This window comes from Lacticaseibacillus huelsenbergensis, from assembly GCF_029726355.1.
Lineage (GTDB): Bacteria > Bacillota > Bacilli > Lactobacillales > Lactobacillaceae > Lacticaseibacillus > Lacticaseibacillus casei.
Map to the genome: position 1 here is coordinate 2,096,501 of NZ_CP120687.1, position 23,064 is coordinate 2,119,564.

General features: G+C 48.3%; 20 protein-coding genes, 1 tRNA gene, 1 riboswitch and 1 other annotated feature. Of the genes, 14 read left to right on the forward strand and 7 right to left on the reverse strand.

The features are described 5' to 3' along the window. Positions 1-2: 2 nt before the first annotated feature. Positions 3-158 (forward strand): hypothetical protein, encoded by a 156-nt coding sequence (locus LHUE1_RS09675; RefSeq protein ID WP_152902711.1) that lies wholly within the window; start codon positions 3-5, stop codon positions 156-158. A gap of 106 nt (positions 159-264) precedes the next feature. Continuing rightward, positions 265-1,167: a WxL domain-containing protein gene (locus tag LHUE1_RS09680; protein ID WP_025012484.1), complete on the forward strand. Its 903-nt coding sequence runs from the start codon at positions 265-267 to the stop codon at positions 1,165-1,167. A 284-nt stretch (positions 1,168-1,451) separates the two neighbouring features. Here the strand turns inward: LHUE1_RS09680 and LHUE1_RS09685 are convergent, their stop codons facing one another. Beyond that, complete coding sequence (locus tag LHUE1_RS09685) at positions 1,452-2,099, reverse strand: hypothetical protein (protein ID WP_049169107.1); 648 nt, start codon at positions 2,097-2,099, stop codon at positions 1,452-1,454. Positions 2,100-2,193: 94 nt separating this feature from the next. Then, positions 2,194-2,281: riboswitch (SMK box riboswitch) on the forward strand. Between LHUE1_RS09685 and metK the strand changes: the two genes are divergently transcribed. Together metK and LHUE1_RS09695 are read left to right on the forward strand one after the other, a co-directional pair. After that, positions 2,279-3,463 (forward strand): methionine adenosyltransferase, encoded by a 1,185-nt coding sequence (metK, locus tag LHUE1_RS09690; RefSeq protein WP_010489553.1) that lies wholly within the window; start codon positions 2,279-2,281, stop codon positions 3,461-3,463. It overlaps the preceding riboswitch by 3 nt. Before the next feature lie 378 nt (positions 3,464-3,841). Continuing rightward, complete coding sequence (locus LHUE1_RS09695) at positions 3,842-5,335, forward strand: MDR family MFS transporter (RefSeq protein WP_049169106.1); 1,494 nt, start codon at positions 3,842-3,844, stop codon at positions 5,333-5,335. A gap of 163 nt (positions 5,336-5,498) precedes the next feature. Here the strand turns inward: LHUE1_RS09695 and LHUE1_RS09700 are convergent, their stop codons facing one another. After that, the gene (locus LHUE1_RS09700) at positions 5,499-5,990 is read right to left on the reverse strand and encodes a MerR family transcriptional regulator (protein WP_049169105.1); all 492 of its coding nucleotides are present in this window, start codon (positions 5,988-5,990) and stop codon (positions 5,499-5,501) included. 120 nt (positions 5,991-6,110) lie between these two features. On the opposite strand from LHUE1_RS09700, the gene LHUE1_RS09705 reads away from it, so the two are divergent. Continuing rightward, a complete protein-coding gene (locus LHUE1_RS09705; protein ID WP_277848344.1) occupies positions 6,111-7,589 on the forward strand; it encodes an MDR family MFS transporter in 1,479 nt (492 codons plus the stop codon). Continuing rightward, positions 7,586-8,311: a DUF4811 domain-containing protein gene (locus LHUE1_RS09710; protein WP_277848345.1), complete on the forward strand. Its 726-nt coding sequence runs from the start codon at positions 7,586-7,588 to the stop codon at positions 8,309-8,311. Before LHUE1_RS09705 ends, LHUE1_RS09710 begins: the two co-directional genes overlap by 4 nt. Before the next feature lie 81 nt (positions 8,312-8,392). On the opposite strand, the gene LHUE1_RS09715 is transcribed toward LHUE1_RS09710, so the two are convergent. Further along, a complete protein-coding gene (locus LHUE1_RS09715; RefSeq protein WP_277848346.1) occupies positions 8,393-9,067 on the reverse strand; it encodes a phosphatase PAP2 family protein in 675 nt (224 codons plus the stop codon). Positions 9,068-9,193: 126 nt separating this feature from the next. Further along, positions 9,194-9,387: a binding site (T-box leader), on the forward strand. Between the two features lie 315 nt (positions 9,388-9,702). Here LHUE1_RS09715 and leuS point away from each other — a divergent pair. The 3 genes from leuS (at position 9,703) to LHUE1_RS09730 (ending at position 14,979) form a co-directional block, all read left to right on the forward strand. Beyond that, positions 9,703-12,114: a leucine--tRNA ligase gene (gene leuS, locus LHUE1_RS09720; RefSeq protein ID WP_049169101.1), complete on the forward strand. Its 2,412-nt coding sequence runs from the start codon at positions 9,703-9,705 to the stop codon at positions 12,112-12,114. A 506-nt stretch (positions 12,115-12,620) separates the two neighbouring features. Continuing rightward, positions 12,621-14,264, forward strand: coding sequence for a putative polysaccharide biosynthesis protein (locus LHUE1_RS09725; RefSeq protein WP_025012494.1), 1,644 nt, complete (start codon positions 12,621-12,623; stop codon positions 14,262-14,264). 4 nt (positions 14,265-14,268) lie between these two features. Beyond that, a complete protein-coding gene (locus LHUE1_RS09730; protein WP_039639336.1) occupies positions 14,269-14,979 on the forward strand; it encodes a pseudouridine synthase in 711 nt (236 codons plus the stop codon). Between the two features lie 142 nt (positions 14,980-15,121). On the opposite strand, the gene LHUE1_RS09735 is transcribed toward LHUE1_RS09730, so the two are convergent. Both LHUE1_RS09735 and LHUE1_RS09740 read right to left on the reverse strand, forming a co-directional pair. After that, on the reverse strand, positions 15,122-15,946 hold the full coding sequence (locus LHUE1_RS09735) for an NAD(P)H-hydrate dehydratase (protein WP_049169100.1): 825 nt from the start codon (positions 15,944-15,946) through the stop codon (positions 15,122-15,124). Further along, entirely contained in the window at positions 15,943-16,443 is a 501-nt protein-coding gene (locus LHUE1_RS09740; protein ID WP_274784574.1) for an NUDIX hydrolase, read from the reverse strand. The genes LHUE1_RS09735 and LHUE1_RS09740 overlap by 4 nt, the downstream gene beginning before the upstream one ends. A gap of 310 nt (positions 16,444-16,753) precedes the next feature. Here LHUE1_RS09740 and LHUE1_RS09745 point away from each other — a divergent pair, with 310 nt between their 5' ends. Then, complete coding sequence (locus LHUE1_RS09745; RefSeq protein WP_049169097.1) at positions 16,754-17,380, forward strand: hypothetical protein; 627 nt, start codon at positions 16,754-16,756, stop codon at positions 17,378-17,380. 284 nt (positions 17,381-17,664) lie between these two features. Here the strand turns inward: LHUE1_RS09745 and LHUE1_RS09750 are convergent. Next, positions 17,665-17,749, reverse strand: a tRNA-Leu gene (locus LHUE1_RS09750). A 133-nt stretch (positions 17,750-17,882) separates the two neighbouring features. Here LHUE1_RS09750 and LHUE1_RS09755 point away from each other — a divergent pair. Both LHUE1_RS09755 and LHUE1_RS09760 read left to right on the forward strand, forming a co-directional pair. Continuing rightward, positions 17,883-18,356, forward strand: coding sequence for a glutathione peroxidase (locus LHUE1_RS09755; RefSeq protein WP_049169096.1), 474 nt, complete (start codon positions 17,883-17,885; stop codon positions 18,354-18,356). Positions 18,357-18,461: 105 nt separating this feature from the next. Further along, positions 18,462-19,667, forward strand: a complete 1,206-nt coding sequence (locus LHUE1_RS09760) for a MalY/PatB family protein (protein ID WP_049169095.1) — start codon at positions 18,462-18,464, stop codon at positions 19,665-19,667. Between the two features lie 120 nt (positions 19,668-19,787). Here the strand turns inward: LHUE1_RS09760 and LHUE1_RS09765 are convergent, their stop codons facing one another. Continuing rightward, complete coding sequence (locus tag LHUE1_RS09765; protein WP_277848347.1) at positions 19,788-21,116, reverse strand: metallophosphoesterase; 1,329 nt, start codon at positions 21,114-21,116, stop codon at positions 19,788-19,790. Positions 21,117-21,317: 201 nt separating this feature from the next. Here LHUE1_RS09765 and LHUE1_RS09770 point away from each other — a divergent pair, with 201 nt between their 5' ends. Together LHUE1_RS09770 and LHUE1_RS09775 are read left to right on the forward strand one after the other, a co-directional pair. Next, entirely contained in the window at positions 21,318-21,584 is a 267-nt protein-coding gene (locus tag LHUE1_RS09770) for an ACT domain-containing protein (RefSeq protein WP_010489536.1), read from the forward strand. A gap of 32 nt (positions 21,585-21,616) precedes the next feature. Then, positions 21,617-22,960 (forward strand): PFL family protein, encoded by a 1,344-nt coding sequence (locus LHUE1_RS09775; RefSeq protein WP_213291559.1) that lies wholly within the window; start codon positions 21,617-21,619, stop codon positions 22,958-22,960. The last annotated feature ends 104 nt before the right edge of the window (positions 22,961-23,064 follow it).

Consider the following 23,064-nt stretch of genomic DNA (forward strand, 5'->3'; position numbering starts at 1 on the left):
AGGTGCAGGCATTGATCACGCGTTTTTCGTATCGTCGTGTCAAATGGTTCTTAATCGGCTTGACGATCATCTTATTGATTGCTTTTGTGATTTGTCTGAGTTTAACGATTAAGACTTACAACGATTTCAATACGTGGAAAACAGTTAATCTATTTTAGCTGATTTAGCTGGGGGACACAGGTTTTGGATGATTTTATCTCATCATCACGCATTCACTAAGGCGTTCGCAACGATGATGGGATTGAATAACTAAGGAGGGTTTTCATGTTTAAAGTGACAAAAATGACCAGTGCACTTGCTACTGGGGCGCTGCTTCTTTCGGGACTGGCGATTGCAACACCGGCTGCGGTTCAAGCAGCAACGGTTGACGGTAACGCGAATGTTAACGGTGGCCAGGCGTTACCGCAGGAAGGTAAAACAACTGCAGGGATTTCCTTTGGGCAAACGGCACCATCTGGGAACACGGGTTATCTGCGACTACAGATGGTGCCAAAGATTCTTGACTTCGGGAATCACGAATCATTTGTTTCTGAATATCCGGTCTTCACTGCCGACGGGATCAACGCCGGAAATGCAACGAACAACCGGTATCCTAACTACAAGAGTGGCGACACAAACCTCACCGCGATTTTAAACACCGATGATAAGGCTCTGTCTGCCGTTAAAGGAAAAGTTTGGACCACCGTTGTTGACAAGCAAACCACGCGGACCGATGCAGAAAATAAGCTGGATGCAAGTGGTAAAACTGACAGCAAGGCCGGTTCCTGGACGCTTAATGTCAAAGCTGATTCTCCGTTGACACTGAAAAACGATAACGGTGGGGACACCGGTAAAACCATTGATGATGCAACTTTGACCTTCACCAACACGGCTTATGGCCAAACCGGCAGCGTCTATGCCTTGACCAACGAAGTGCAGGATGACGGCTTCACCCCTGTAGGCCCGCTGACACCGGTGGCTGACATTGCCAAGACCACAACGTTGAATCTGGGCACAAACGATACAAGTCATCAAGTTGCCTATGCCGCACCTGAACAAGGTGAAGGCGCGAACGTCTTTGCTTGGGACAAGAAAAATATCAAGCTGGTGCTACCTAAGACCGCAGTTGTTCAAAACGGTATCTATGAAGCAAGTCTGACATGGACGCTGGCATACGGCTTGAACTAATCAAAAGCTATGGGCTAATGCCAACAAGGATTTGCTGAATCAATATCAGTTGTTAATCTAAAAAATGCCTGCAGCATTCAATTAAGTTAAGCGTCAGCCTCCCGAAAAAGGAGCTGACGCTTTTTCTGCGACTGGGAGCGTACTATAGAAAAACAAATTGATGCCCAGTATTTTAACTGGGGAAAGCGTAAATTTAGGCTGAATTTCGACACAAAAGCCCGCAACAACCACCGTCGCGGGCTTGAATAAGTTGACATATTTAGAGATGGACAACCGAAGTGCTACTACCCATGCAACCGCGTTAAGTAAAGCAGTAACGCCAATACAAGAGGACTGAATTGATAGCTGTAAGCCGGTAACTTAAAGGATCGACGACTGCTGATGGCGAGCGCTACAACCAACATACCAGCAATCGCAATTAGGTTCATGCGCTGTTGGAAATAACCGATAGCCCCGACGACCAGTAGCAGGATTAAGTCAGCCCATTTTGGCAGGTGGACGGCCCACAATCCAATGAGCGCAGGTAAATAAAGAAGCGCTAAATCCAATAACATCGTCCGATTGAAGAAGTGTAGGCAGGCATATATGATGATGACCTGCGCTAAAAGTGCTTGGCCGAAGATCACGGTATTCATCCATTGGGAGGGCATTTTCTGAGTTCGTAAAAGTAACGTGATCACGAGTTGCACCACAATTAGCGGCAGCAATAGCCATTGATTGATGGCACCGAGAATGCCCATGATGGCAGCTAACAGCAGCATCAGGTCGTAACGTTTCACAAGCCCCGTGCCGGCGAGACAGAGTGTCATAAGTAAAAGTGCGATCAGCTGGAAGTTCCAACTGATTTGCAATCCGGTGGCAATTAAGAATGGGTAAGCAAGTACCTGGCCAATAAAAGCTGCTGCATAGGCATTTTGATTGAACTTTTTCAATATGAATGTCCTTTCCGTAACAATTTCATTTTACAAAACCCTAGTGGCATAGACAAAGATTTTCGGAAATTTTACAAAAATTATGTTATGCTACTATAGTTGCAAAACATTCCCGATGGGGTTCGTTATCCGTTAGCGAACATGCCTTGTAACCGAAAATCATGAGGGGGAAACAAACGATGCAAGAACGCCATTTATTTACTTCTGAATCTGTTTCAGAAGGGCATCCGGATAAAATTGCTGACCAGATTAGCGATGCTATCCTAGATGCGATGCTAGAAAAAGATCCCGATTCCCGGGTTGCGTGTGAAACAACCGTGACGACTGGCTTAGTTTTGGTTGTTGGCGAGATTTCGACGAATGCCTATGTCGACATTCAATCCGTTGTCCGCGGCACAATCAAGAAAATCGGGTATACGAAAGAATCCGGTTTTGATCCTGACAGTGTCGGTGTTTTAGTGGCACTGGACGAGCAAAGCCCTGACATTGCTCAAGGTGTGGATGAAAGCCTTGAAGCCCGTGAATCGGATACCGATCCTTTAGACAAGATCGGTGCCGGTGATCAAGGGATGATGTTTGGGTTTGCGATTGATGAAACCGATACTTATATGCCTTTGCCAATTTCGTTAGCCCATGCGTTAATGCGGCGGACCGATAAGTTGCGCCATAATGGTGAAATCAGTTATTTACGCCCGGATGCGAAGGCGCAAGTCACGGTCGAATATGATGACAACGAACAACCGATTCGCGTTGATTCGGTGGTCGTGTCCGTTCAACATGACCCTGACGTCACCCTTGAAGAAATTCGGCGTGATGTGGAAGCCAAAATTATTCGCAAAATCATTCCGGCTGACATGATGGATGATGATACGAAAATCTATGTCAATCCGACTGGCCGGTTTGTCTTAGGTGGTCCCCAAGCCGACTCCGGTTTGACCGGGCGCAAGATTATTGTCGATACCTATGGCGGCTTTGCCCGACATGGCGGCGGTGCCTTTTCCGGTAAAGATGCGACTAAGGTTGATCGCTCCGCCAGTTATGCCGCTCGCTATATTGCTAAGAACATTGTAGCAGCTGGTTTAGCCAAGCGCGTTGAAGTCCAACTGGCTTACGCGATCGGCGTTGCCAAGCCCGTATCGGTATCCGTCAATACCTTTGGCACCAACGCCATTTCCGAACAACTGATTGAACAGGCGATCCGTGAGAACTTTGACTTACGGCCCGCCGGAATTATTAAAATGCTAGACCTCAAGCGGCCGATTTACGAACAAACGGCGGCTTATGGTCATTTTGGACGTACAGATGTTGATCTTCCTTGGGAACACCTCGACAAGGTGCAAGCACTTCTCAAGTACCGAGATTAGCGAGAAAAGAGGCGGCCATAGCCGGAAAAAACCGGTTGGGTCGTCTTTTTGTGTGAGCGTGAGCCAGCCCGGTTAGAAACCGGAGTGTAAGTGGCCTTGGGCGTGATGGTCGGTCTTTGACCATTGCGACCAAGGTCCTTACACGCAGGTTTCTGGGCTGGCGAACGCGTTATGGAGAGCGAAAGTGCGGGGCTGGGCTTTGGCCATTTAGGCTTGAGGTCCTTACACGTAGATTTCTGCGACTGCGAACGCGTTATGAAGAGCGAAAGTAAGGGGCCGATTCTTTAACCTACAGACTTCCACGCTAGCAAACGTCTCCCACACTTCACCGCTGCTGCTCGACCATCAACATCGCATCACCACTTTAGAGAGGTAGTTATGAAGCAAAGAAAAACAAATGTTGCACTTGTCACCACGGCCATCTTCATCGGCACTTTTATGACCGCCATTGAAGGCACGATCGTCTCGACCGCAATGCCAACGATTATCGGCAGCCTGCATGGTGTGCATCTCATGAACTGGGTCTTTTCGATTTTCCTGTTGACCAACGCCATGGCGACGCCGATTTATGGCAAATTAAGTGACAAAATCGGCCGTAAACCGGTCTTCTTAATTGGTCTGACTATTTTTGTCATTGGCTCGTTATTATCCGGCTTATCGCAGTCAATGATCATGTTGATCATCTTCCGGGCGATCCAGGGCATTGGGGCCGGGGCCATTATGCCGGTGACGTTCACGATCATTGCGGATATTTATCCATTTGAAAAGCGGGCCAAAATGCTGGGCTTTAACGGGTCAATGTGGGGGATTGCCTCGGTGATTGCCCCGCTGCTTGGCGGGTTTATTGTCGACCAGTTGAGTTGGCATTGGATTTTCTTCATCAATGTGCCACTGGGCTTGCTGACGTTCGGCATTGTTTGGTTCTTTTTGCAAGAAGATCGACGGCAGGTGCGGCAGCCGCTGGATGTTCGCGGGACCGCCTGGTTACTGATTGCGTTGCTGGCGTTGATGTACGGATTTCAAGCCCTTGCAGAACCAAACGCACTTTGGCAAATTGCCGGCATGGCCATTGTGGCAGCTTTTGGCTTTTGGCAATTCTGGCAAGCGGAAAAGCATGCGATTGATCCGATCATCGATCTTAAGTTATTCGAGAACCGGACGTTTGTCGTTCACAATTTGATTGCAGCGCTGATTTCAGGATTCGTGATTGGTTTTGAAGTCTATATGCCGATGTGGATTCAGGGTATTCTCGGGATGGACGCCTCGCTCGGTGGATTTGCCGTTACCCCGAGTTCGTTGATGTGGGTCGTCGGTTCCTTCGTTGCTGGTAAGTTGCTCGGTCGCCTCCAGCCTAAGCCGATCCTGACCGGTGCCATGCTTTGGTTGCTTGGCGGTAGTCTCATTTTGGCGCTTGTACCGCAGTCAACGCCTTATTTTGTCTTCTTGCTGGTGGCTGGCGGTCTTGGCTTTGGTTTTGGCTTGGTGATTACGATTACGACTGTGACGGCTCAGGCCATTGTTGCGCCTGATCAGGTAGGGGTCGCAACGAGCTTTAACACGTTATCGCGGACGTTGGGGCAAACGCTGATGGTCTCGATTTATGGCATTGTTCTCAACTTGCGGCTGACACAAGGTGTTGCCGCTGATGGCCGCTTAAATAGCAACATGCTTAATGAACTCATCAATCCGCACACGGCTCGGAATTTACCAGCGGCTGTTTTGCCGACACTTCGTCAGATTCTCTATGAAGGACTCCACAACATCTATTTCTTCTCCATAGTGATCGTTGCGCTGGCTCTTATTGCGAACCACTTCGAAGCAAAAAAGGTTCTGTCAAAAGAAGCAACTCAGGAAACTGACGAGGAAGCTTGAATTGTTGGTAAAAGGGTCTTTTAGCTTGTGAGATGGTAAAAGCCATCCTGCGCTTTATGACAGGGCAAAAAAACGATCCTCGATAGCAAGCAAATTTTGCGTTGCTCTCGAGGATCGTTTTTGCCTGAAAATGGTTGCTGATGCTAGTTTTGCCATCGCGGACTTATAAAGTTGACCTACCTGTAGCATCTTTATTTTCGGGAAGCGAGCCTTGATGCGGTGGCATAGGTGGTTGGATGGCTTTTTTATACAGCTTAGCAGTATTTTCCTGAACCACGGCAACGACATCAAAACCAGGGTCATTTTCCAGCGGGCCGAAATTTAAAAAAGTTTGATCGTCGTCATACTGAATGCCTTGCAAACGGGTGCTCATGAGGACGTGTAGCTTATCGGCTTTTTGGTGTGACTTTTCGATTTCTTCACTGGCCTTGGCTAAGGTGTAGCCTTCATCCAGCATGGATTTGATCATGACGATCAACGCGATATTAGAAAGCGAATAACGCTTGTTGCCATTTGCTTCGTGTCGCAGTGAGTGGATCAGATGCTTTTTTTCCCAATAGCGGATTTGGGTCGGGGTGGCCCCGGTAACCCGGCTGGTTTCGCCGATACCTAGCGAAATATCGAGTGAGCGTAATCGTTCATTGAAGAGTCCCATGGTCTGGTCTGCCTCCTTTGCCTTGACAACTAATCAGTTTAATTGTAATATTTTATCTTGTCAATATTACATTGTGTGATATAGAAAACACAAAACATTATAAAGAAATCAGGCGAAGTTATGGACGTTAAAGATATCAACGGGAAGCAGGTTAACGTCCCTATGATGGTCATCACGCTCATTGTCGGGACGTTTATTACAGTACTGAACCAGACGATCCTTTCCACTGCGTTTCCGACGTTGATGAAAGCCTTCGACATTTCGACCGCAACGGTGCAGTGGTTGTCGACTGGCTTTATGTTGGTCAATGGGATTATGATCCCGGTTTCGGCATACTTGAGCGCGAAGGTGCCTTCCAAATGGTTATATATGAGTGCCATGGGAACTTTCTTTGTTGGCACACTGGTCGCTTTTGTTGCCAATAGTTTTGCGATTTTATTGGCCGGCCGGTTGATTCAGGCTGTCGGTGTTGGGATCACGATGCCATTATTACAAAATATTATGATGTCGATTTTTCCGCCAAACCGACGTGGCGCCGCCATGGGGATGGCCGGCATCGCGATCGGGGTTGCGCCAGCGATTGGACCGACCCTTTCCGGATATATCATTGATAATTTCGGCTGGCGGGTCTTGTTCGGGATGATTCTCCCGATTGCCGGTTTGGTCATCATCGCGGCGTTGTTCTTCTTCAAAAACGTTTTGCCGCTGTCGAATCCCAAATTGGACGTGCCGTCACTGATTGAATCGTCCATTGGCTTTGGTGCCTTGCTATACGGATTCTCCGAAGTCGGGAACGATGGCTGGGGTGATCCGATGGTGCTTGGTTCAATTGCCGTGGGGCTGATTTTCATCGTGATTTTTGGCTATCGGCAGCTGCATTTAAAAGAGCCCTTTGTCGAGCTGCGGGTGTTTAAGAGTAAAATCTTTGCGCTGTCAACTGTTTTGGGGACGATTGCCAACATGGCGATGGTCGGTGTTGAAATGATTCTCCCACTATATTTACAGATTATTCACGGTAAAAGTGCGCTAGAATCTGGCTTGACACTGCTGCCGGGGGCACTTTTGATTGCGGTCATGAGCCCGGTCACTGGCCAAGTGTTCAACCGTATCGGTGCCAAACGGTTGGCGCAATTGGGGCTTTTTCTCCTCACGATTGCGACACTGCCATATTTCTTCTTGACGACAAACACCCCGTCAATCTTCATTACAGTGATTTATGCGGTACGGATGTTTGGGATTTCAATGGTCATGATGCCATTGACGACCAATGGGATGAATGCGTTGACGCCTGACATGATTCGCCATGGCACGGCGGTGAACAACACAGTACGACAGGTTGCGACTTCGATGACGACGGCGGTTTTGATCTCAGTCCTGTCAAACGTCACCAATCTCACTAAACCGGCAGCCAGCCTGGTAAAAAGTAATCCGCTGCAGTATAAGCAAGACTTTTTCAATGCTACACTCAACGGTTATCACGCGGCCTTTTTACTGGCAGTCGGGTTTAGTCTTGTCGGCTGGATTCTGACATTCTTCCTGAATAGTCACGCCATGTCGCAAGAAGTGACGATTAAAGATGAAAAGAAGGTGAAGGCATGATTCTTTGGTTTTTAGGGTTGATGGTCGTTGGCCTTTATCTTAGTTTCATCATGATGCACCGTTCGCTTAAACGCACCGCATTGATCATTGTGTTTGGTATCGGCGTCGTGGGCAGTTTGTTGCTTATCACGCTGAATGATAATGCCCATTTTGGGATGGTTAAGCGAACAACGACCGACGAGCAGACTATTTATACTGCATCGCCTAATGCGCAAATGCCGATGCTTTTGAAGCAAACCGTGGGGACTGCCGGCAAACACGCCGTTTATATTTACAAAACGGATCCTAAGAAAAAGGCCGTGCATACCAAAGCCGACCTAGCCGTGCATAATAAAGTTTCCAGAACGTCTGATACGTCCGCTTCGTTAACCAGTAAGACGACACGGTGGGAATATCAAAATGGCTTTTATGGTGCACTATTCAATCATGAAGGTGCCGACCAGTTCGTCTCTCAGCATAACCAGCTCGCCATTCCCAAAAGCTGGTTCGTTTTGACCACGACGCAGGCCAAGCAGCTGAGCACCAAGTTAAAAGCGTTGCAGCACCCAACTGCGCAGCAAAAAGCCGCCTTGGCGACAAAGGTGAAAGCCAAAGCAGCAGAATTGGTCAAAGCCGATCCGAAGTTGGCGACGGATCAGACCACGCTAATGAAGCAGGCTCAAAAAGCCGTGCAACAAGAGCTGATCCAGCAAGACGTGCAGGATGTGCAGGCACATAAATAGTTAATGACAATGTATGTGGTGCAGTGATGCACGCACAATAGTCAACTCAAGGCATTAAAAAAGCAGATGGCGAGTTTTCTCTCAGCGATCTGCTTTTTGCTTACGTTGATGCTGGCGAGATAAGTAGGGATTGAAAAACCACCAACTCAGCATTAACAAGGCGAATCCCAACGAAAAGCCGGCAAAGACATCGGTCGGATAGTGGACACGGACAAAGATGCGTGAATAGCCGGTCAAGCCGATCATCAAGACTGCCAGGATCGTGATCAGCCATTTGCCAGTCGGATGTTTGAGCAATGTCCATGCCAAAAGAATAATCGTGCCATAAAACATCATGGTGCCACTGGAATGCCCGCTGGGGAAACTGAATCCGCTGGCTTTGACTAAGGCGCGAATTTGCGGATCGGCGATGAACGACCGCGGCCGTTGGATCAGATATTTGATGCTGACATTGAGCACCCCCATGATGGCGCCAACGCTGGCTGTAAACACGGCTGCACTCCGATAACGGCAAATTAAAAGCCCTGCCGCCAAGACCATGGTTAAAACAATTAAAATGCTGGGGTTTCCTAATTCGGTAATGACGAGAAGCAGCGGTTTAAGCGTTGCTGCGTGAAATTGGGTCACAAAGGCGATAACGCGCTGATCGACCGTATGAATCCAGTTTGCGTTGTTAACAATGCCGACTAGTAAGGTGATGAAAATGATTAATGCAGATCCTGATAGATAAAGTGGTAGTGAACGACGTTGTGCCAAAACAAACCTCCCAAAATAAGCACAATCGACTGTAACGAATGCGCTAAGAAAATGCCTAATATAAATAGAATAGCATAATGACCATTGAACACATCTAAGGTTTTTGCTATGATTGACGCAATCATCAAACGAACAAAGGAGTAGTAAGTCGATGCGGGGATCAGAGAGCAGGCGGTGGTGCGAGCCTGACGATGCTAAGACTGAACTGGCCTTTGAAGTTGCTGCGGTGAAGCCAGTAATCGCAGCCGGTCGGACCGTTATCTCCTTCGAGCGCTGTGCAAACAGAACTTAGGTGGTACCGCGGCTGAGCCGTCCTAATGAAGATAGGGCGGTTTTTTGTTTGAAAAATTAGTGAACTAGTTCACGTTATAGCGCGCCGGTTCACGCTCACATTAACGCGTTCACCGGCGCAGGAGCCTGCGTGTAAGGACCTTGGTCGCAATGGCCTAAGTTCGGGCCATCACGCCCAAGGCCGCTTACACTCCGACCCCTAAACGCGCCGGTTCACGCTCACATTAACGCGTTCACCGGCGCAGGAGCTTGCGTATAAGGACCTTGGTCCACGCCCAAGGCCACTTATACTTCAGCTCCTAAGCGCGCCGGTTCACGCTCACAAAAAATCAGGAGGTAAAGAAATGGCATACGATCATCATGAGATCGATAAGAAGTGGCAACGTTATTGGGCAGAGCATAACGAGTTTAATACCACGACTGATCCGAAAAAACCGAATTTTTATGCATTGGACATGTTTCCATATCCGTCAGGCCAAGGCCTGCATGTTGGGCATCCGGAAGGGTATACGGCAACCGATATTGTTGCGCGAATGAAACGGATGCAGGGATTCAACGTGTTGCATCCAATGGGCTGGGACGCATTCGGTTTGCCGGCTGAGCAATATGCCTTGAATACCGGACACAATCCGCGTACCTTCACCAAGCAAAACATTGAAACGTTCAAGCGTCAAATTAATAGTCTTGGCTTTTCATACGATTGGAATCGCGAAATCAATACGACAGATCCAAATTACTACAAGTGGACGCAATGGATTTTTGAACAGTTGTATAAACATGGGTTGGCCTATGAAGCCGAAGTGCCGGTTAACTGGAGTCCGGACTTAGGAACCGTTGTGGCCAATGAGGAAGTTATCGATGGCAAAACCGAACGCGGCGGCTTTCCGGTCATTCGCAAACCAATGCGGCAGTGGATGCTGAAGATTACGGCGTATGCGGATAAGCTGCTTGCTGATCTCGATGACCTAGACTGGCCGGAATCGATCAAACAGATGCAACGCAACTGGATCGGCAAATCCACCGGTGCGCAGATTACCTTTGCAGTCACCGACAGTCAGGAAAAATTCGACGTGTTCACAACGCGTCCGGACACGCTTTTTGGCGCGACCTATGTGGTGATGGCGCCTGAACACGAATTGGTTGAAAAGATTACGACACCAGAACAGCAGGCAGTTGTCGATGCCTATGTGGAGGAAGCTGCGCATAAGTCTGATCTGGATCGGACTGCGCTGGATAAAGAAAAAACCGGCGTCTGGACTGGTGCCTATGCTACCAATCCGGTTAATGGCGAGAAACTGCCAATTTGGATCTCGGATTATGTCCTGGCGACGTATGGTACTGGGGCAATCATGGCGGTACCGGCGCATGATGATCGTGACTATGCCTTCGCCAAAAAGTTTGGGATCGAAATCAAGCCCGTTATCGAAGGTGGCAACATTGACGAAGCGGCCTACACTGGCGATGGGGTTCACATCAATTCTGAATTTTTGGATGGTTTAAACGAGCAGGATGCCATTGATCGGATGATTAGCTGGTTGGAAGACAAGGAGATTGGTCACGCCAAAGTTAATTATAAGTTGCGCGATTGGGTCTTTTCCCGTCAGCGGTATTGGGGCGAGCCGATTCCGGTGATTCATTGGGAAGACGGCGAAACCACACTGGTACCGGAAGATGAACTGCCACTGGTATTGCCTGAAGAAGTCGATATCAAGCCAAGCGGGACTGGTGAAAGTCCATTGGCCAATTTGACAGATTGGGTCAATGTTGTCGACAAAAACGGGCGCAAAGGCAAGCGGGAAACCAACACGATGCCGCAATGGGCCGGTTCTTCATGGTATTTCCTGCGCTTTGTCGATCCGCACAATAAAGAAGCACTTGCCGATTACGACAAGCTCAAGCAGTGGATGCCGGTTGATCTTTATATTGGCGGCGCTGAACACGCCGTCCTGCATCTTTTGTACGCGCGCTTCTGGAACCTGTTTCTTTATGATATTGGCGCGATTCCGAATAAAGAGCCATTCCAGCGCCTGTATAACCAAGGCATGATTCTGGGCGACAATCATGAAAAAATGAGTAAATCCAAAGGCAATGTCGTCAACCCTGACGATGTGGTCGACGAATATGGTGCCGACACGCTGCGCCTCTATGAGATGTTCATGGGCCCGCTGGATGCAGGCATCGCGTGGTCCACAAAGGGCTTGGCCGGTGCGCGCAAGTTCCTGGATCGCGTCTGGAGTGCCTTTATCGATGACGAAGGCAAACTGCGTGATCGCATCACAACCATCAATGACGGCCGTTTGGACAAGGTTTACAACGAAACCGTTAAAAAGGTAACCGAAGACTACGAAGCCTTGCATTTTAACACTGCGATTTCTCAAATGATGGTCTTCATCAATTCGGCCCGAAAAGACGACGATTTGCCGCTTGAATATGTCGAAGGTTTTGTCAAAATGCTCGCGCCGATTGCCCCGCACTTGATGGAAGAAATCTGGTCGCGGCTCGGTCACGATCACAGCCTGACATACGCGCCATGGCCGACTTACGATGAAAGCAAGCTCAAGACCGATACGTACGACATGATGGTCCAAGTCAACGGCAAGCTCCGCGGCTCCATCACTGCCAATGTCGACGAATCCGACGACGATATCAAGCAAGCTGCACTGGCCAATGAAAACGTTCAGAAGTTCACGGCCGGTAAGGATATTAAAAAGATCATCGTGGTTCCAAGAAAAATCATCAACATCGTGGCCAAGTAATGAGATGATATTGCGAGTTATTGAAGATCCGTGACGTCAAGATCTTACGACAACCATTCAACGTTAGGTTCCAGCGAAACAAAATCGGTGCCAAAGACTGAGAAGGTCGATGGGACTGATTTTTTTGAGCGCAAGTCAGCGCGGTTAGAAGCCGGAGTGTAAGTGGCCTTGGGCGTGATGGCCCGGGCTTAGGCCATTGCGTCCAAGGTCCTTACACGCAAGGCTTCTGCGCTGGCGAGCGCGTTATGGCGAGCATCAACCAGCCCCCTAACAACTATAAACACAAGTTAACCCCCCCCAAGCAAAGCCCGTCATTCCAGACTATCCCAGACTATTACGCCAAGTCGGTCTTTAAACATCTTTTGACGTGGTATCATATTAATAATTGTGTTATCGACAATTATCAAAGTTTTCTTTTGATTCACCAAAGAAATCCGGGAAAGATTGCAAGTGAGGCGTGGATTGCCTAAAATATAAAGGATTACGCAACACGACAGGAGCTTATCATGGAAAATTTGCTGGGCAGCGGTAATCAGCCGCCGCGTTCAGACAAGGAAAAAATGATCCGCGGTTCGGCGTGGATGACTGCCGGCAGTGTTTTTTCGCGGATTTTAGGAGCCATCTATGTCATTCCGTGGCGTATTTGGCTCGGTGCAGCTTTTCTAACGGCAAATGCCTTATTTACCAAGGGCTATCAGATTTATAGTCTGTTTTTGATTATTTCAACCGCGGGTGTTCCAGGGGCGGTTTCCAAGCAAGTTGCCCGGTACAACGCGATGGGCGAGTATAAAACGGGCATGCGGCTCTTTTATCATGGAACAATCGCCATGCTGCTTATGGGTGTTTTGTCTTGCGGTGCGATGTGGCTTTTGGCACCGTTATTAGCGGCAGGGGATGCGCGGATGATCCCGGTTTTCCGGTCGTTGGCGTGGCCGTTGTTGCTAATCCCATCGTTGAGTCTGATTCGCGGCTTTTTCCAAGGGTACAATGAAATGGCACCAAGCGCGATCAGCCAGTTTGTTGAACAGGTCGCCCGAATTTTGTACATGCTGGTGATGACGTATGCGATTATGGTTGCCGGCAATCATCATTACTTAGATGCGGTGGTTCATTCAACATTTGCGGCGTTTATTGGCGCAGTTTTTGGACTCGGTCTATTGGTTGTGTATTTCGTTCAGCAAAAGCCGCGCTTAGATGCGTTAGAGGCGCAAAGTAAACAGGCTCTGAACATCAGCGTCAACGAGATTTTGTTGGATGTGGTGCGTCAGGCAATTCCATTCATCATCATGGATTCGACGATTAACATTTACTACATCATCGATCAATATACGTTTAACCCGATGATGAAGGCTTTTTATCGCGTAAGTGAGGATCAGCTGGATCGGTTCTATGCCTTATTTGCCGGTAATGCGAATAAGTTGATTATGATTATTGTTAGCTTGGCGGTTGCCATGGCCATTACCGTTGTGCCCTTGCTGGCCGGTGCCAAAACGCGTGGTGATGTTGCGGGGTTGGCGCGGCAAATCACGAACACCTTACAGCTGTTCTTTATTGTGATGATTCCTTCAGCCTTTGGGATGGTGGCGGTTGCGCGTCCCTTATATGTTTTGTTTTATCGTGATATGGATTGGTTGGGCATCAGGCTATTACAGTGGTCATCAATTTTAGCAATTTTACTGGGCCTATTTACGGTGTTAGCTGCGATTCTTCAGGGCCTGTTCAACAATCGTCTGGCAATTCAGGAAATGTTAGTGGGGATGGCGGTCAAAGTCATCGCGCAGTGGCCGATGATTTTCTTTTTCGATGTCTATGGGCCGATTATCGCAACGATGCTTGGCATGACGGTATCAAGCCTGTTGATGCTGTATTCGACGAATCGGATGTACAATATTCACGTGCGTCAAACGATTCGTCGCGGTATCGGTATTCTGGCGTTTTCATTGATCATGTGCGCCGTTTGCTACCTGATCGTGAACCTTTCCGGCATGATCATCAACCCGCAAAGTCAGTTTGGCGCTGCTTTGGTTTTGCTGGTAGCGGTTGGTGTCGGGGTACTGATTTATGGTTATTTAATTTTAAAAACGCGCTTGGCAGATATGATTATTGGCGAACGAGTCAGTCGGTTACGCGAAATTTTACACATTCGGTGATGTTATGCGATTAGATAAGTATTTAAGTCATTTGCAATTTGGCAGTCGAAAAGAAGTCAAGGCGCTCATTCGTGATAAACGCGTTCGGGTTGCCGGGGAACTCGTAACGGATCCGGGCTACAATATTTTACCGGGCGTTGCAGTGGAAGTGAACGATGCGCAAGCCGATGGGCCACTTGAAGTCGATTATTTGATGAATAAGCCGGCAGGGGTCATTACAGCAACCGAGGATCCGGTACAACCGACTGTTCTTGATTTGATTCGGCCGCATGATTACCGGCCTGGTTTATACCCGGTTGGCCGGTTGGATAAAGACACGACGGGACTATTATTACTGACCACCGACGGCAATTTAGGGCATCGACTCTTGGCGCCGAATCATCACGTTGCCAAAACCTATACGGCTACACTGGCAAAAGCGCTCACTGATGACATGAAGCGCCAATTAGAACAAGGCGTGGTTTTAGAGGATTTTACGACAGCTCCGGCAGAAGTAACGGTGGTGCCGGCAACTGACAATAAAGTGATCCAAATGACGATCACGGAAGGTAAGTATCATCAGATCAAGCGGATGCTGCTGGCGGTCGATAATGAGGTGCTGGCTTTGACCCGCATAGCGATGGGACCGCTGCGTTTACCGGAAAATATGGCAGCTGGCGACTATCGCGCGTTGACGGATGAAGAACGGGCACAGTTGGCACAGATATCCCAATAACGGCTAGATTGGTTTGGAGCGTAAATAAGCTGGCGTTAATAAAAAGCGGCGGCAAGAGTGGAAAAATCTGCTCTTGCCGCCGCTTTTAATCTGACTTGCCTACTTATATGAAGGAAATGCTCTGAACTGGGCGACAACCTTTTTAAGATTCAGACAATTGTTTCAGATAGGCAGGCAGCTCCCGAATCACCATCGTGGGTAATGCCACGTAGCTATTCATAGCGACAATATCAGCGACGTGTGAGTGGACGAATACGGCTGCTAACACTGCCTGTTTAAGCGGTTGAAACTGGCCGGCAAACGCAGCAATGATGCCGGTTAGCGTGTCGCCAGAGCCGCCTGTGGCCATTGCCGGACCACCGGCCATATTTTCATAAACGTCATCGCCAACAAAAACATGCGTCTGGGAACTTTTGGCCACAACGATGCCAGGGATGTGGCTGGCTGCCTGTTGACTGGCGGTGACAGTTTGGTCGGGGAGTGCAAGGCCAGACAACCGCTGCCATTCGACCTGGTGCGGCGTCCAAATGAGCTGCGCGTTCGGGTAGTCAAGATGATGTGAAGCCACAAGGGTAATGGCAGAACCATCAATGATTAGAACCTGCGTCTGCTCAACTGCCGCAAAGACTCGCTTTAAAATCGCCAAGGCAGCGTTATCGGTTCCCAATCCCGGACCGACGACAATTACCGTGGCTTGACGAATAGCCGTTTCTAGGGCAGATGAGGCAGCATCGAGAATCATGGCTTCAGGCAAGCGGGCGTGCAAGGCGCTGCGGTTGACCGGATCGGTCGCTACACTGACTAATCCGGCGCCGGCATAAACCGCCGCACTGGCACTCATGATTGCGGCACCCCCGAATTGAGCGTTGCCCCCGACAATGAGAATTTTACCAAAACTACCTTTGTAAGTATTGCGTTGCCGCGGCCGCACGATTGCCTGCGCTAACTGTTCCGTTAATTGCTTCATGAATCAGAGCCCTCCTTCAAGACAGTCCATTCACTAAATGTTTTAGTGGTTAAATCCGCCTGACCGGTTTGTAAAAAGCTTTTTGCAAACATGACCAGTGGCGAAGCATTATCCCAAGTTAATTTTTCCAGTGGGACGGCCTGTGCGCCAAGTGAATCCTGACCGATGAATTGCGGTACGGTTTTAGCTAATTGACCACCGGTGATCGTGAGTGTGTAGAAAACACAGATATGTTGATTAATGGTCCAGTGCTCATACTGCCAAGGATAAACAAAACTGGTAGCGCCCAACTGACGATCAATTGTGGTGGTGAGCCCCGTTTCTTCGTTGAACTCCCGCAGGACATCATGTTCGAGCGGCTCGGGTCCGTCTAAGCTGCCGCCGGGAAGGTCAAAGCGGTGGATGTAAGGGCCGCCATTTTTACGAATGACGATCAAGCGTTGATCAATGGTTGCAATCCCATAGCAGCCAAATGCGCGGTGCGTTTTATGTGTCATTGGTTCGCCTCCATCTTTTAAGGTTAAGAGTGTTTTTATTGACATTTGGGTGATCTCCGGTAATACTGATATCGAGTAAGCATCTTGCTTAGTATGAGATTGAAGGGGGTGTTAGTCATGGCTACGAAGAGCTTTCAAACGGATTTTAAATTCACTTCGAAAACCGCGAGTGCTTTGGCTAATGCGTTACAACAGTCTAAGCGTGTTGATGTTGAGTTGACACAAAAGGTTCGACACTACTCAAGCACTGACTTAAGTAAAACTACCAAATTTGATTCTTTTTTTGGTAGTGGACATGAGAGGACGAAAGTTGGCCCTTGATCTCGTTTCTCTAAATGGAATTATAAAAAAGTATCCTGAGGAGCAGGTTCGTGAGAGCCTCTCCTCTTTTACTTCAATCAATAAAGACGTAGAAAATTTCTTACATGAGCGTTGCATTGAGTTTGAAAAAATCTCGTTAGCACGGACAACACTTGTGTTCAGCTCATACAAAGGTAGAAGCGTGCTTGTTGGTTATTTTTCTATTTCATCTAAACCACTGACCATATCAAAGAAGAATTGGCGTGGACTTTCGAAGTCTGTGCAACGCAAGCTGATGCCGATGGGCTACAGGACAGAGCAAGAGAATTACGCCGTTTCTTCGATATTACTAGGGCAGCTTGGATTAAACTTTCAGTATCATGACACTCATCTTATTACCGGGGCAGAATTGCTGAGTTTGGCGTATAAAACCATAAAAATTGCAAATGAAGTGGTTGGTGGACTTGTTTTATACGTTGAAGCTGACGACGAACCTCATCTACGTGAATTTTATACAAACAACGGTTTTTCGCAACTTGTGGTGAAGCATCCGGATAACTCGAACAATGGACACACCCATCCATATCTTACAGCAAACGGTCAACACCTATACACAAAAAAGATAAGTGATTTATAAAGATACAAGGTGGCGTGAATCTTAGATGCAGTATTGGCGATAAGCGTTCGAGCACATTTGTGGCCATTTGCTTTTTTGCATTTTTGATAGTATTTGAGCTGAGCAGTTTAGTTCCAGCATACACAGTCTCGATGATTCGTTTCTTTTGCTCGAGGAGACTTATTTTGTCCCCTTCTTGTCCCCCCGAAAACAAAAACAAAGCCCTCCTAAGATAACCTAGGAGGGCTAAAACGTTGATATATAGGCATTTCATTTTCTAAAGAAGTCTAAAATATCCTATGAAATGCCGCGAACAGGAATCGAACCTGCACGGGAATAAATCCCACAGCGACCTGAACACTGCGCGTCTGCCAGTTCCGCCATCGCGGCAACAACATAAATGATTATAGCGGAAGCACGTAGGCCACGCAAGCAAAAGTTTTAAGAATTTTTTCGGTACCGTTTGTTTCGCCAAAAGTGTTAGTATAAGGCATCAACTTTGATTAAGAAAGGCGGACCAACTATGTCAATTTATGATTTCGATGCAACTTTGGAAGATGGCGCAGAGTACTCATTAAGCAAATATAAGGGGCAACCGTTGCTGATCGTGAATACGGCGACTAAATGCGGGTTTGCGCCACAATTTGACGGTTTGGAAAAACTGTATAAAAAATACAAAGATCAAGGATTAGTCATCTTGGGTTTCCCTTCTGATCAATTCAAACAGGAGTTGGCGGACGGTCATGCGGCGGCGGAGGCGTGCCGAATGAAGTATGGGGTTAGTTTCCCGATGCATCAGCTTATCAAAGTTAACGGTGCGCACACGGCCCCACTTTTCAAATATCTTAAAACCGAAGCGCCTGGTGAGTTGGGAAAGTCAATCAAATGGAACTTCACGAAGTTTCTTGTGGATCGCGATGGCCGAGTTGTAAAACGTTTTGCACCGAAAACAACGCCTGAAGCGATTGAGCCGGCGTTGAAACAGGTTCTTGCTTAAGTGCATTAGCTGTAAGTCGATAGCAAGAATTCGGTCTGACCGTGGTGGACACACCCTGACAGGATGCGTACAATGACAACAAAAGCAAGAAAGCAGGGATCGTTGATGGAAGAATTGCCAGCTGACGTTGCAGCCTTTGTTGATGCGCACTTGGTTGATCGGCGAAATAGTAACGCCGTCAAGTGGGATGGCTTAAAAGAAGAATTTGGCCGGGATGATTTGTTGCCAATGTGGATTGCCGATACAGAATTCAAGGCGCCGCAAGCGGTTTTGGATGCACTAACCGCCCGTGTGCAAGAAGGGACGTTTGGTTATTCTATCCGCCCACAATCGTATTATGATGCGTTCATTAATTGGCAAAAAGAGCGCCATGGCGTGACAGTCGAACCGGAATGGATGCGGTTTGGCGTCGGCGTGGTGAAGTCGTTATATGCCATGGTCAACTGGCTGACCGACCCCGGCGATCCGGTTTTAATCATGCAGCCGGTTTATTATCCATTCATGAATGCGATCAAAGACCTCGGACGCCGCGTGGTTTCGGTTGATCTGCAATTAACTGCCGATGGCTGGCGAATGGATTTCGATCAACTGGAAAAGACGCTGGCAACAACCCACATTAAAGCGATGATTTTGTGTTCCCCGCATAATCCGGTCGGCCGGATTTGGACCCGGGACGAATTGAACCGGCTGTTTGCGATTACCAGTCAGCATGATATCACGGTGGTTTCCGATGAAATCCATGGCGACCTTGAAGTCAGCGGCCCTAAATTTACGTCAGCCTTGCAGGTGGCGGAAGGCAAAGCCCGCCAAAATCTCGTGGTGTTGAATGCCCCTTCGAAAACGTTCAATCTTGCTGCGTTGCTGAATTCCCATATCATCATTCCGGATGAAGAACTGCGCGCCAAGTATGACGATTTTATCAAGCAGCTGCATCCAGTTGATACCAGCCTGATGGGCCAAGTTGCCGGCGAGGCTGCTTATCGGCATGGCGCTGCGTGGCTGGATCAGGTCCTTCAGGTGGTTCGGTTTAACTACCGGCAATTGTTGGATGGCTTAGCGCAGGCGGCTCCCAAAGCGACCGTTGCTGATCTTCAAGGGACTTATTTAGCCTATGTTGATATTGGTGCATACGTGGCCCCTGATCACATCAAAGCCTTTGTTGAGGGCATCTGCGGTTTGGCAGTTGACTACGGTGCATGGTTCTCGCCCAAAACGGCGACGTATATTCGCTTGAACCTCGCCACTGATCCGAAACTCGTTGCTAAAGCGATCACTCGGTTAACAGAGCATTTAAGCCAGCCGCAATTGTGATCCTAGTCTCCAGAAGCCATTCGTTCATCAATACTGATAAAAGCAGGACTTAGATTAACGCTTTTGGCGTTGACGCTAAGGCCTGCTTTTTAGAAAATAAAACATTGCCGATGAACAGTATTAGGGATGCTTGATGACAAGATGTTGATCATTCAGATTGTGGTCCTGCACAATGGTTTTAAGATAGCGACGCAACTTCGGCGAGCGTTCGAGGACAGCCCAACCTGGATCGGCATGAAGACGCTTGAGTTCAGCCTTGCTCGGGTGGTCATCACCTGTGAAAAAGCGCCAGTTAAGGATCCCCATCAGTCTGGCCGCTGCATCTAAATCGTGTTCATTGGTCACACCGTTGTCCATCAAATCACCATATGCCAAACCTTCACCATCTTGAAGGAAGAGACGTTTTAAGTATCGTTGATAATGCAATAAATCAGGATTTTTTCGTTGCGCAGACGTCAGGTAAGGCGTTAGATCCGTAGCTTTTTTCTGATAAGTAATTTTATTCGGACTGAAACTAACAATGCCATAACTTGCCGGACTGATTGAAAAAGCCCCGCTGACGACTTCAATCGTTGGGCACTGACCAGTCGGATCACGACTGATGTCCTGGGCGTGGATATGACCAGAAAACAGTAGCGGAACATGATATTTGGTCAGTAACTTCTTTAACGCATCACTATTGTCTAAAACATAGCCCTCATTCACAGCCTCATTATGGTTGTATAGGTTGTGGTGCATAAAAACGATTGACTTGCGATGGGCATGAGCGCCAATGGCAAGCTGCTGACGGACCCAACTCAATGTTTGCGGCGAGAGTTTGCCACCTGTGTTAGGCGGGCGATTGGATGGCTCTATCGTGTAAATATTGCTGTCGAGAAGCAGTAGCTGGTATTGGTGGTTCAGATTCACGCGATAGCTCAGACTGTTCGAATCCTGAGCCGCCGCCTGTGCATAACTGGTATGAAAAATCTGCCGCCAGTCGCTGGGACTGATTTGCTCTGTCATCAGTTGCTGCTTGCCTTTGTAAGCACGTGCCCAGCCGTCGTAAATGTCATGGTTACCCGGAATGATCAAAACCTTGGTGCCATTGTCGACAAGCGGTTGCAGGCGCCGCATCAAGCTTTCCGCGCTGGCTTTTTCGCCATTAAATGTCACGTCACCGGTGATGATCAAAGCTGTTGGCCGCGCCTTAAGCGCGCTTTGTACCAAGGCATGAATGGCTACCGGTTGATAATCCATGTCCTTACCGGCAGCGGATTTCTTGATTTCAGTGTAAGCGGTGCGCTCATCGTGCAGGCTAGGCGCGATGAAGTGGGTATCGCTCAGCACCCAAATGTTGGCGTGAGTATCATTGATTAAAGGCGCGTTGTGATCGGGATGTACCTGACTTAACACGAATGCGAACAGCACCATGCCGAGCAGTGCCGCAAAATATTTAACGACTTTCATTTTCTGCCTCCACGATTTAGTTTATCACGGCATTTGTTCAGTGCTGCCTTGAATCTTAAGATAGTTTGATTGAAAAAATAATTTGTCGATGCCAAGGTCTAAGTACTTGAAGATCTCCCCAAGTTTCGAAGCAGATTATGGTAAAATGAGACATCGTTTTAAGCACCAATCAAAATGAAGCTTTTAGAGAGAGGACAAATCATGCAAGTCATCGTAACCGTTATTGGAACTGATAAAGTCGGGATCATTGCCCAAGTGACAACGGCATTGGCCGACCTGAACGTCAATATTTTGGATGTATCGCAAACCATCATGCGAGGAGCTTTTACCATGATGCTGCTTGCCAAGATCCCGGATGATGCCAGCTTCAAGTCCGTTAAGCAGCATCTGACGGCTTTAGGCGACAAGATCGGTGTGGAGATTAAAGTTTCCCGCCAAGAAATTTTTGATGCCATGCATCGGCTTTAATCACCATCAATCAGCTCAATGAGGGAGTAGTCATGGAAACGCAACAGATTAAAGAAACAATTGAAATGATCAGCGAGGAAAACCTGGATATCCGCACCATCACGATGGGAATTTCCTTGCTGGATTGTGTGACCGGCGATTTACAGACAACAGCCGATCACGTTTATGCCAAAATCATGCGCAAAGCCGCCAAACTTGTTCCGGTTGCAGAGGCCATTAGTGATGAGTACGGCATTCCGATTGTCAATAAACGTATCAGCGTGACACCGGTCAGTCTATTGGCAGGTGCTGACCCAACGTTGGATTTTCGTCCGGTTGCCAAGGCAATGGACCGGGCAGCGAAGGATCTGGGTGTTGACTTAATCGGCGGCTATTCGGCTTTGGTTCAAAATGGCAGCACGGATGCGGAAATTGCCTTGATGAAAAGTTTGCCTGAAGTATTGGCAACGACCGAGCGGGTTTGTGCCTCGGTCAATATTGGCAGCACTCGCAGTGGCTTGAACATGGATGCCGTGAAGCTAATGGGTACGGTGGTCAAACAGGTCGCCGCTCGTAAGCCACAGAATGCAATGAAACTGGTGATCTTCTGTAATGCCGTTGAAGATAATCCGTTTATGGCCGGCGCCTTTTGGGGTGTTTCTGAAGGTGATGTAGCGATTAATACCGGCGTTTCCGGTCCCGGGGTCGTGCAACGAGCGTTAGCCGCTGAACCGCGCGCCAGTTTTGAAGGCGTGTGTGAAACCATTAAACAGACCGCGTTTAAAGTGTCACGAATGGGTCAGTTTGTGGGCAAAGTGGCGGCTGAGCGGCTAAAAGTACCGTTTAATATCGTTGACCTGAGTCTCGCACCAACCCCGGCCAAAGGCGATTCGGTGGCCCAGATTTTAGAGACGATGGGCCTCAGCCATGTTGGCACACCGGGAACAACGGCGGCGCTTGCTTTGCTTAATGATGCCGTGAAAAAAGGCGGCATTATGGCAGCAGAACGGGTCGGCGGTTTGTCAGGCGCCTTTATTCCGGTATCCGAGGACGCAAACATGATTACGGCCGCAGCTAACGGCCAGATCGGTTTGGAAAAGTTGGAAGCAATGACGGCTGTTTGCTCGGTCGGACTGGATATGGTGGCAGTTCCGGGTGATACACCGGATACCACGATTAGCGGCATGATTGCCGATGAGGCAGCGATTGGCATGATCAATAATAAAACCACGGCCGTCCGCGTCATTCCCGTGCCAGGCAAACACGTGGGTGAGCAGGTAGAATTCGGCGGGCTTTTCGGTACGGCTCCGATCATGGCAGTCAATAACGGTGATGCCACTCAGTTTATCAACCGCGGCGGGCGGATCCCGGCGCCAATTCACAGTTTTAAAAATTAATTTGGGTGTCCATTTTAACTTTGCAAAAAGTGTCTAATTCAATAGCTCGTAACCGAAATGCCTTGTCCAACCGATGATTAGCGGAGGGACAAGGCATTTTTGAT

Bases quoted from the DNA above. Each gene is read 5' to 3' on its own strand.
- LHUE1_RS09680 (WP_025012484.1), top strand. From the start codon at position 265: ATGTTTAAAGTGACAAAAATGACCAGTGCACTTGCTACTGGGGCGCTG.
- metK (WP_010489553.1), top strand. From the start codon at position 2,279: ATGCAAGAACGCCATTTATTTACTTCTGAATCTGTTTCAGAAGGGCAT.
- LHUE1_RS09695 (WP_049169106.1), top strand. From the start codon at position 3,842: ATGAAGCAAAGAAAAACAAATGTTGCACTTGTCACCACGGCCATCTTC.
- LHUE1_RS09700 (WP_049169105.1), bottom strand. From the start codon at position 5,990: ATGGGACTCTTCAATGAACGATTACGCTCACTCGATATTTCGCTAGGT.
- LHUE1_RS09705 (WP_277848344.1), top strand. From the start codon at position 6,111: ATGGACGTTAAAGATATCAACGGGAAGCAGGTTAACGTCCCTATGATG.
- LHUE1_RS09710 (WP_277848345.1), top strand. From the start codon at position 7,586: ATGATTCTTTGGTTTTTAGGGTTGATGGTCGTTGGCCTTTATCTTAGT.
- leuS (WP_049169101.1), top strand. From the start codon at position 9,703: ATGGCATACGATCATCATGAGATCGATAAGAAGTGGCAACGTTATTGG.
- LHUE1_RS09725 (WP_025012494.1), top strand. From the start codon at position 12,621: ATGGAAAATTTGCTGGGCAGCGGTAATCAGCCGCCGCGTTCAGACAAG.
- LHUE1_RS09730 (WP_039639336.1), top strand. From the start codon at position 14,269: ATGCGATTAGATAAGTATTTAAGTCATTTGCAATTTGGCAGTCGAAAA.
- LHUE1_RS09735 (WP_049169100.1), bottom strand. From the start codon at position 15,946: ATGAAGCAATTAACGGAACAGTTAGCGCAGGCAATCGTGCGGCCGCGG.
- LHUE1_RS09740 (WP_274784574.1), bottom strand. From the start codon at position 16,443: ATGACACATAAAACGCACCGCGCATTTGGCTGCTATGGGATTGCAACC.
- LHUE1_RS09755 (WP_049169096.1), top strand. From the start codon at position 17,883: ATGTCAATTTATGATTTCGATGCAACTTTGGAAGATGGCGCAGAGTAC.
- LHUE1_RS09760 (WP_049169095.1), top strand. From the start codon at position 18,462: ATGGAAGAATTGCCAGCTGACGTTGCAGCCTTTGTTGATGCGCACTTG.
- LHUE1_RS09765 (WP_277848347.1), bottom strand. From the start codon at position 21,116: ATGAAAGTCGTTAAATATTTTGCGGCACTGCTCGGCATGGTGCTGTTC.
- LHUE1_RS09770 (WP_010489536.1), top strand. From the start codon at position 21,318: ATGCAAGTCATCGTAACCGTTATTGGAACTGATAAAGTCGGGATCATT.
- LHUE1_RS09775 (WP_213291559.1), top strand. From the start codon at position 21,617: ATGGAAACGCAACAGATTAAAGAAACAATTGAAATGATCAGCGAGGAA.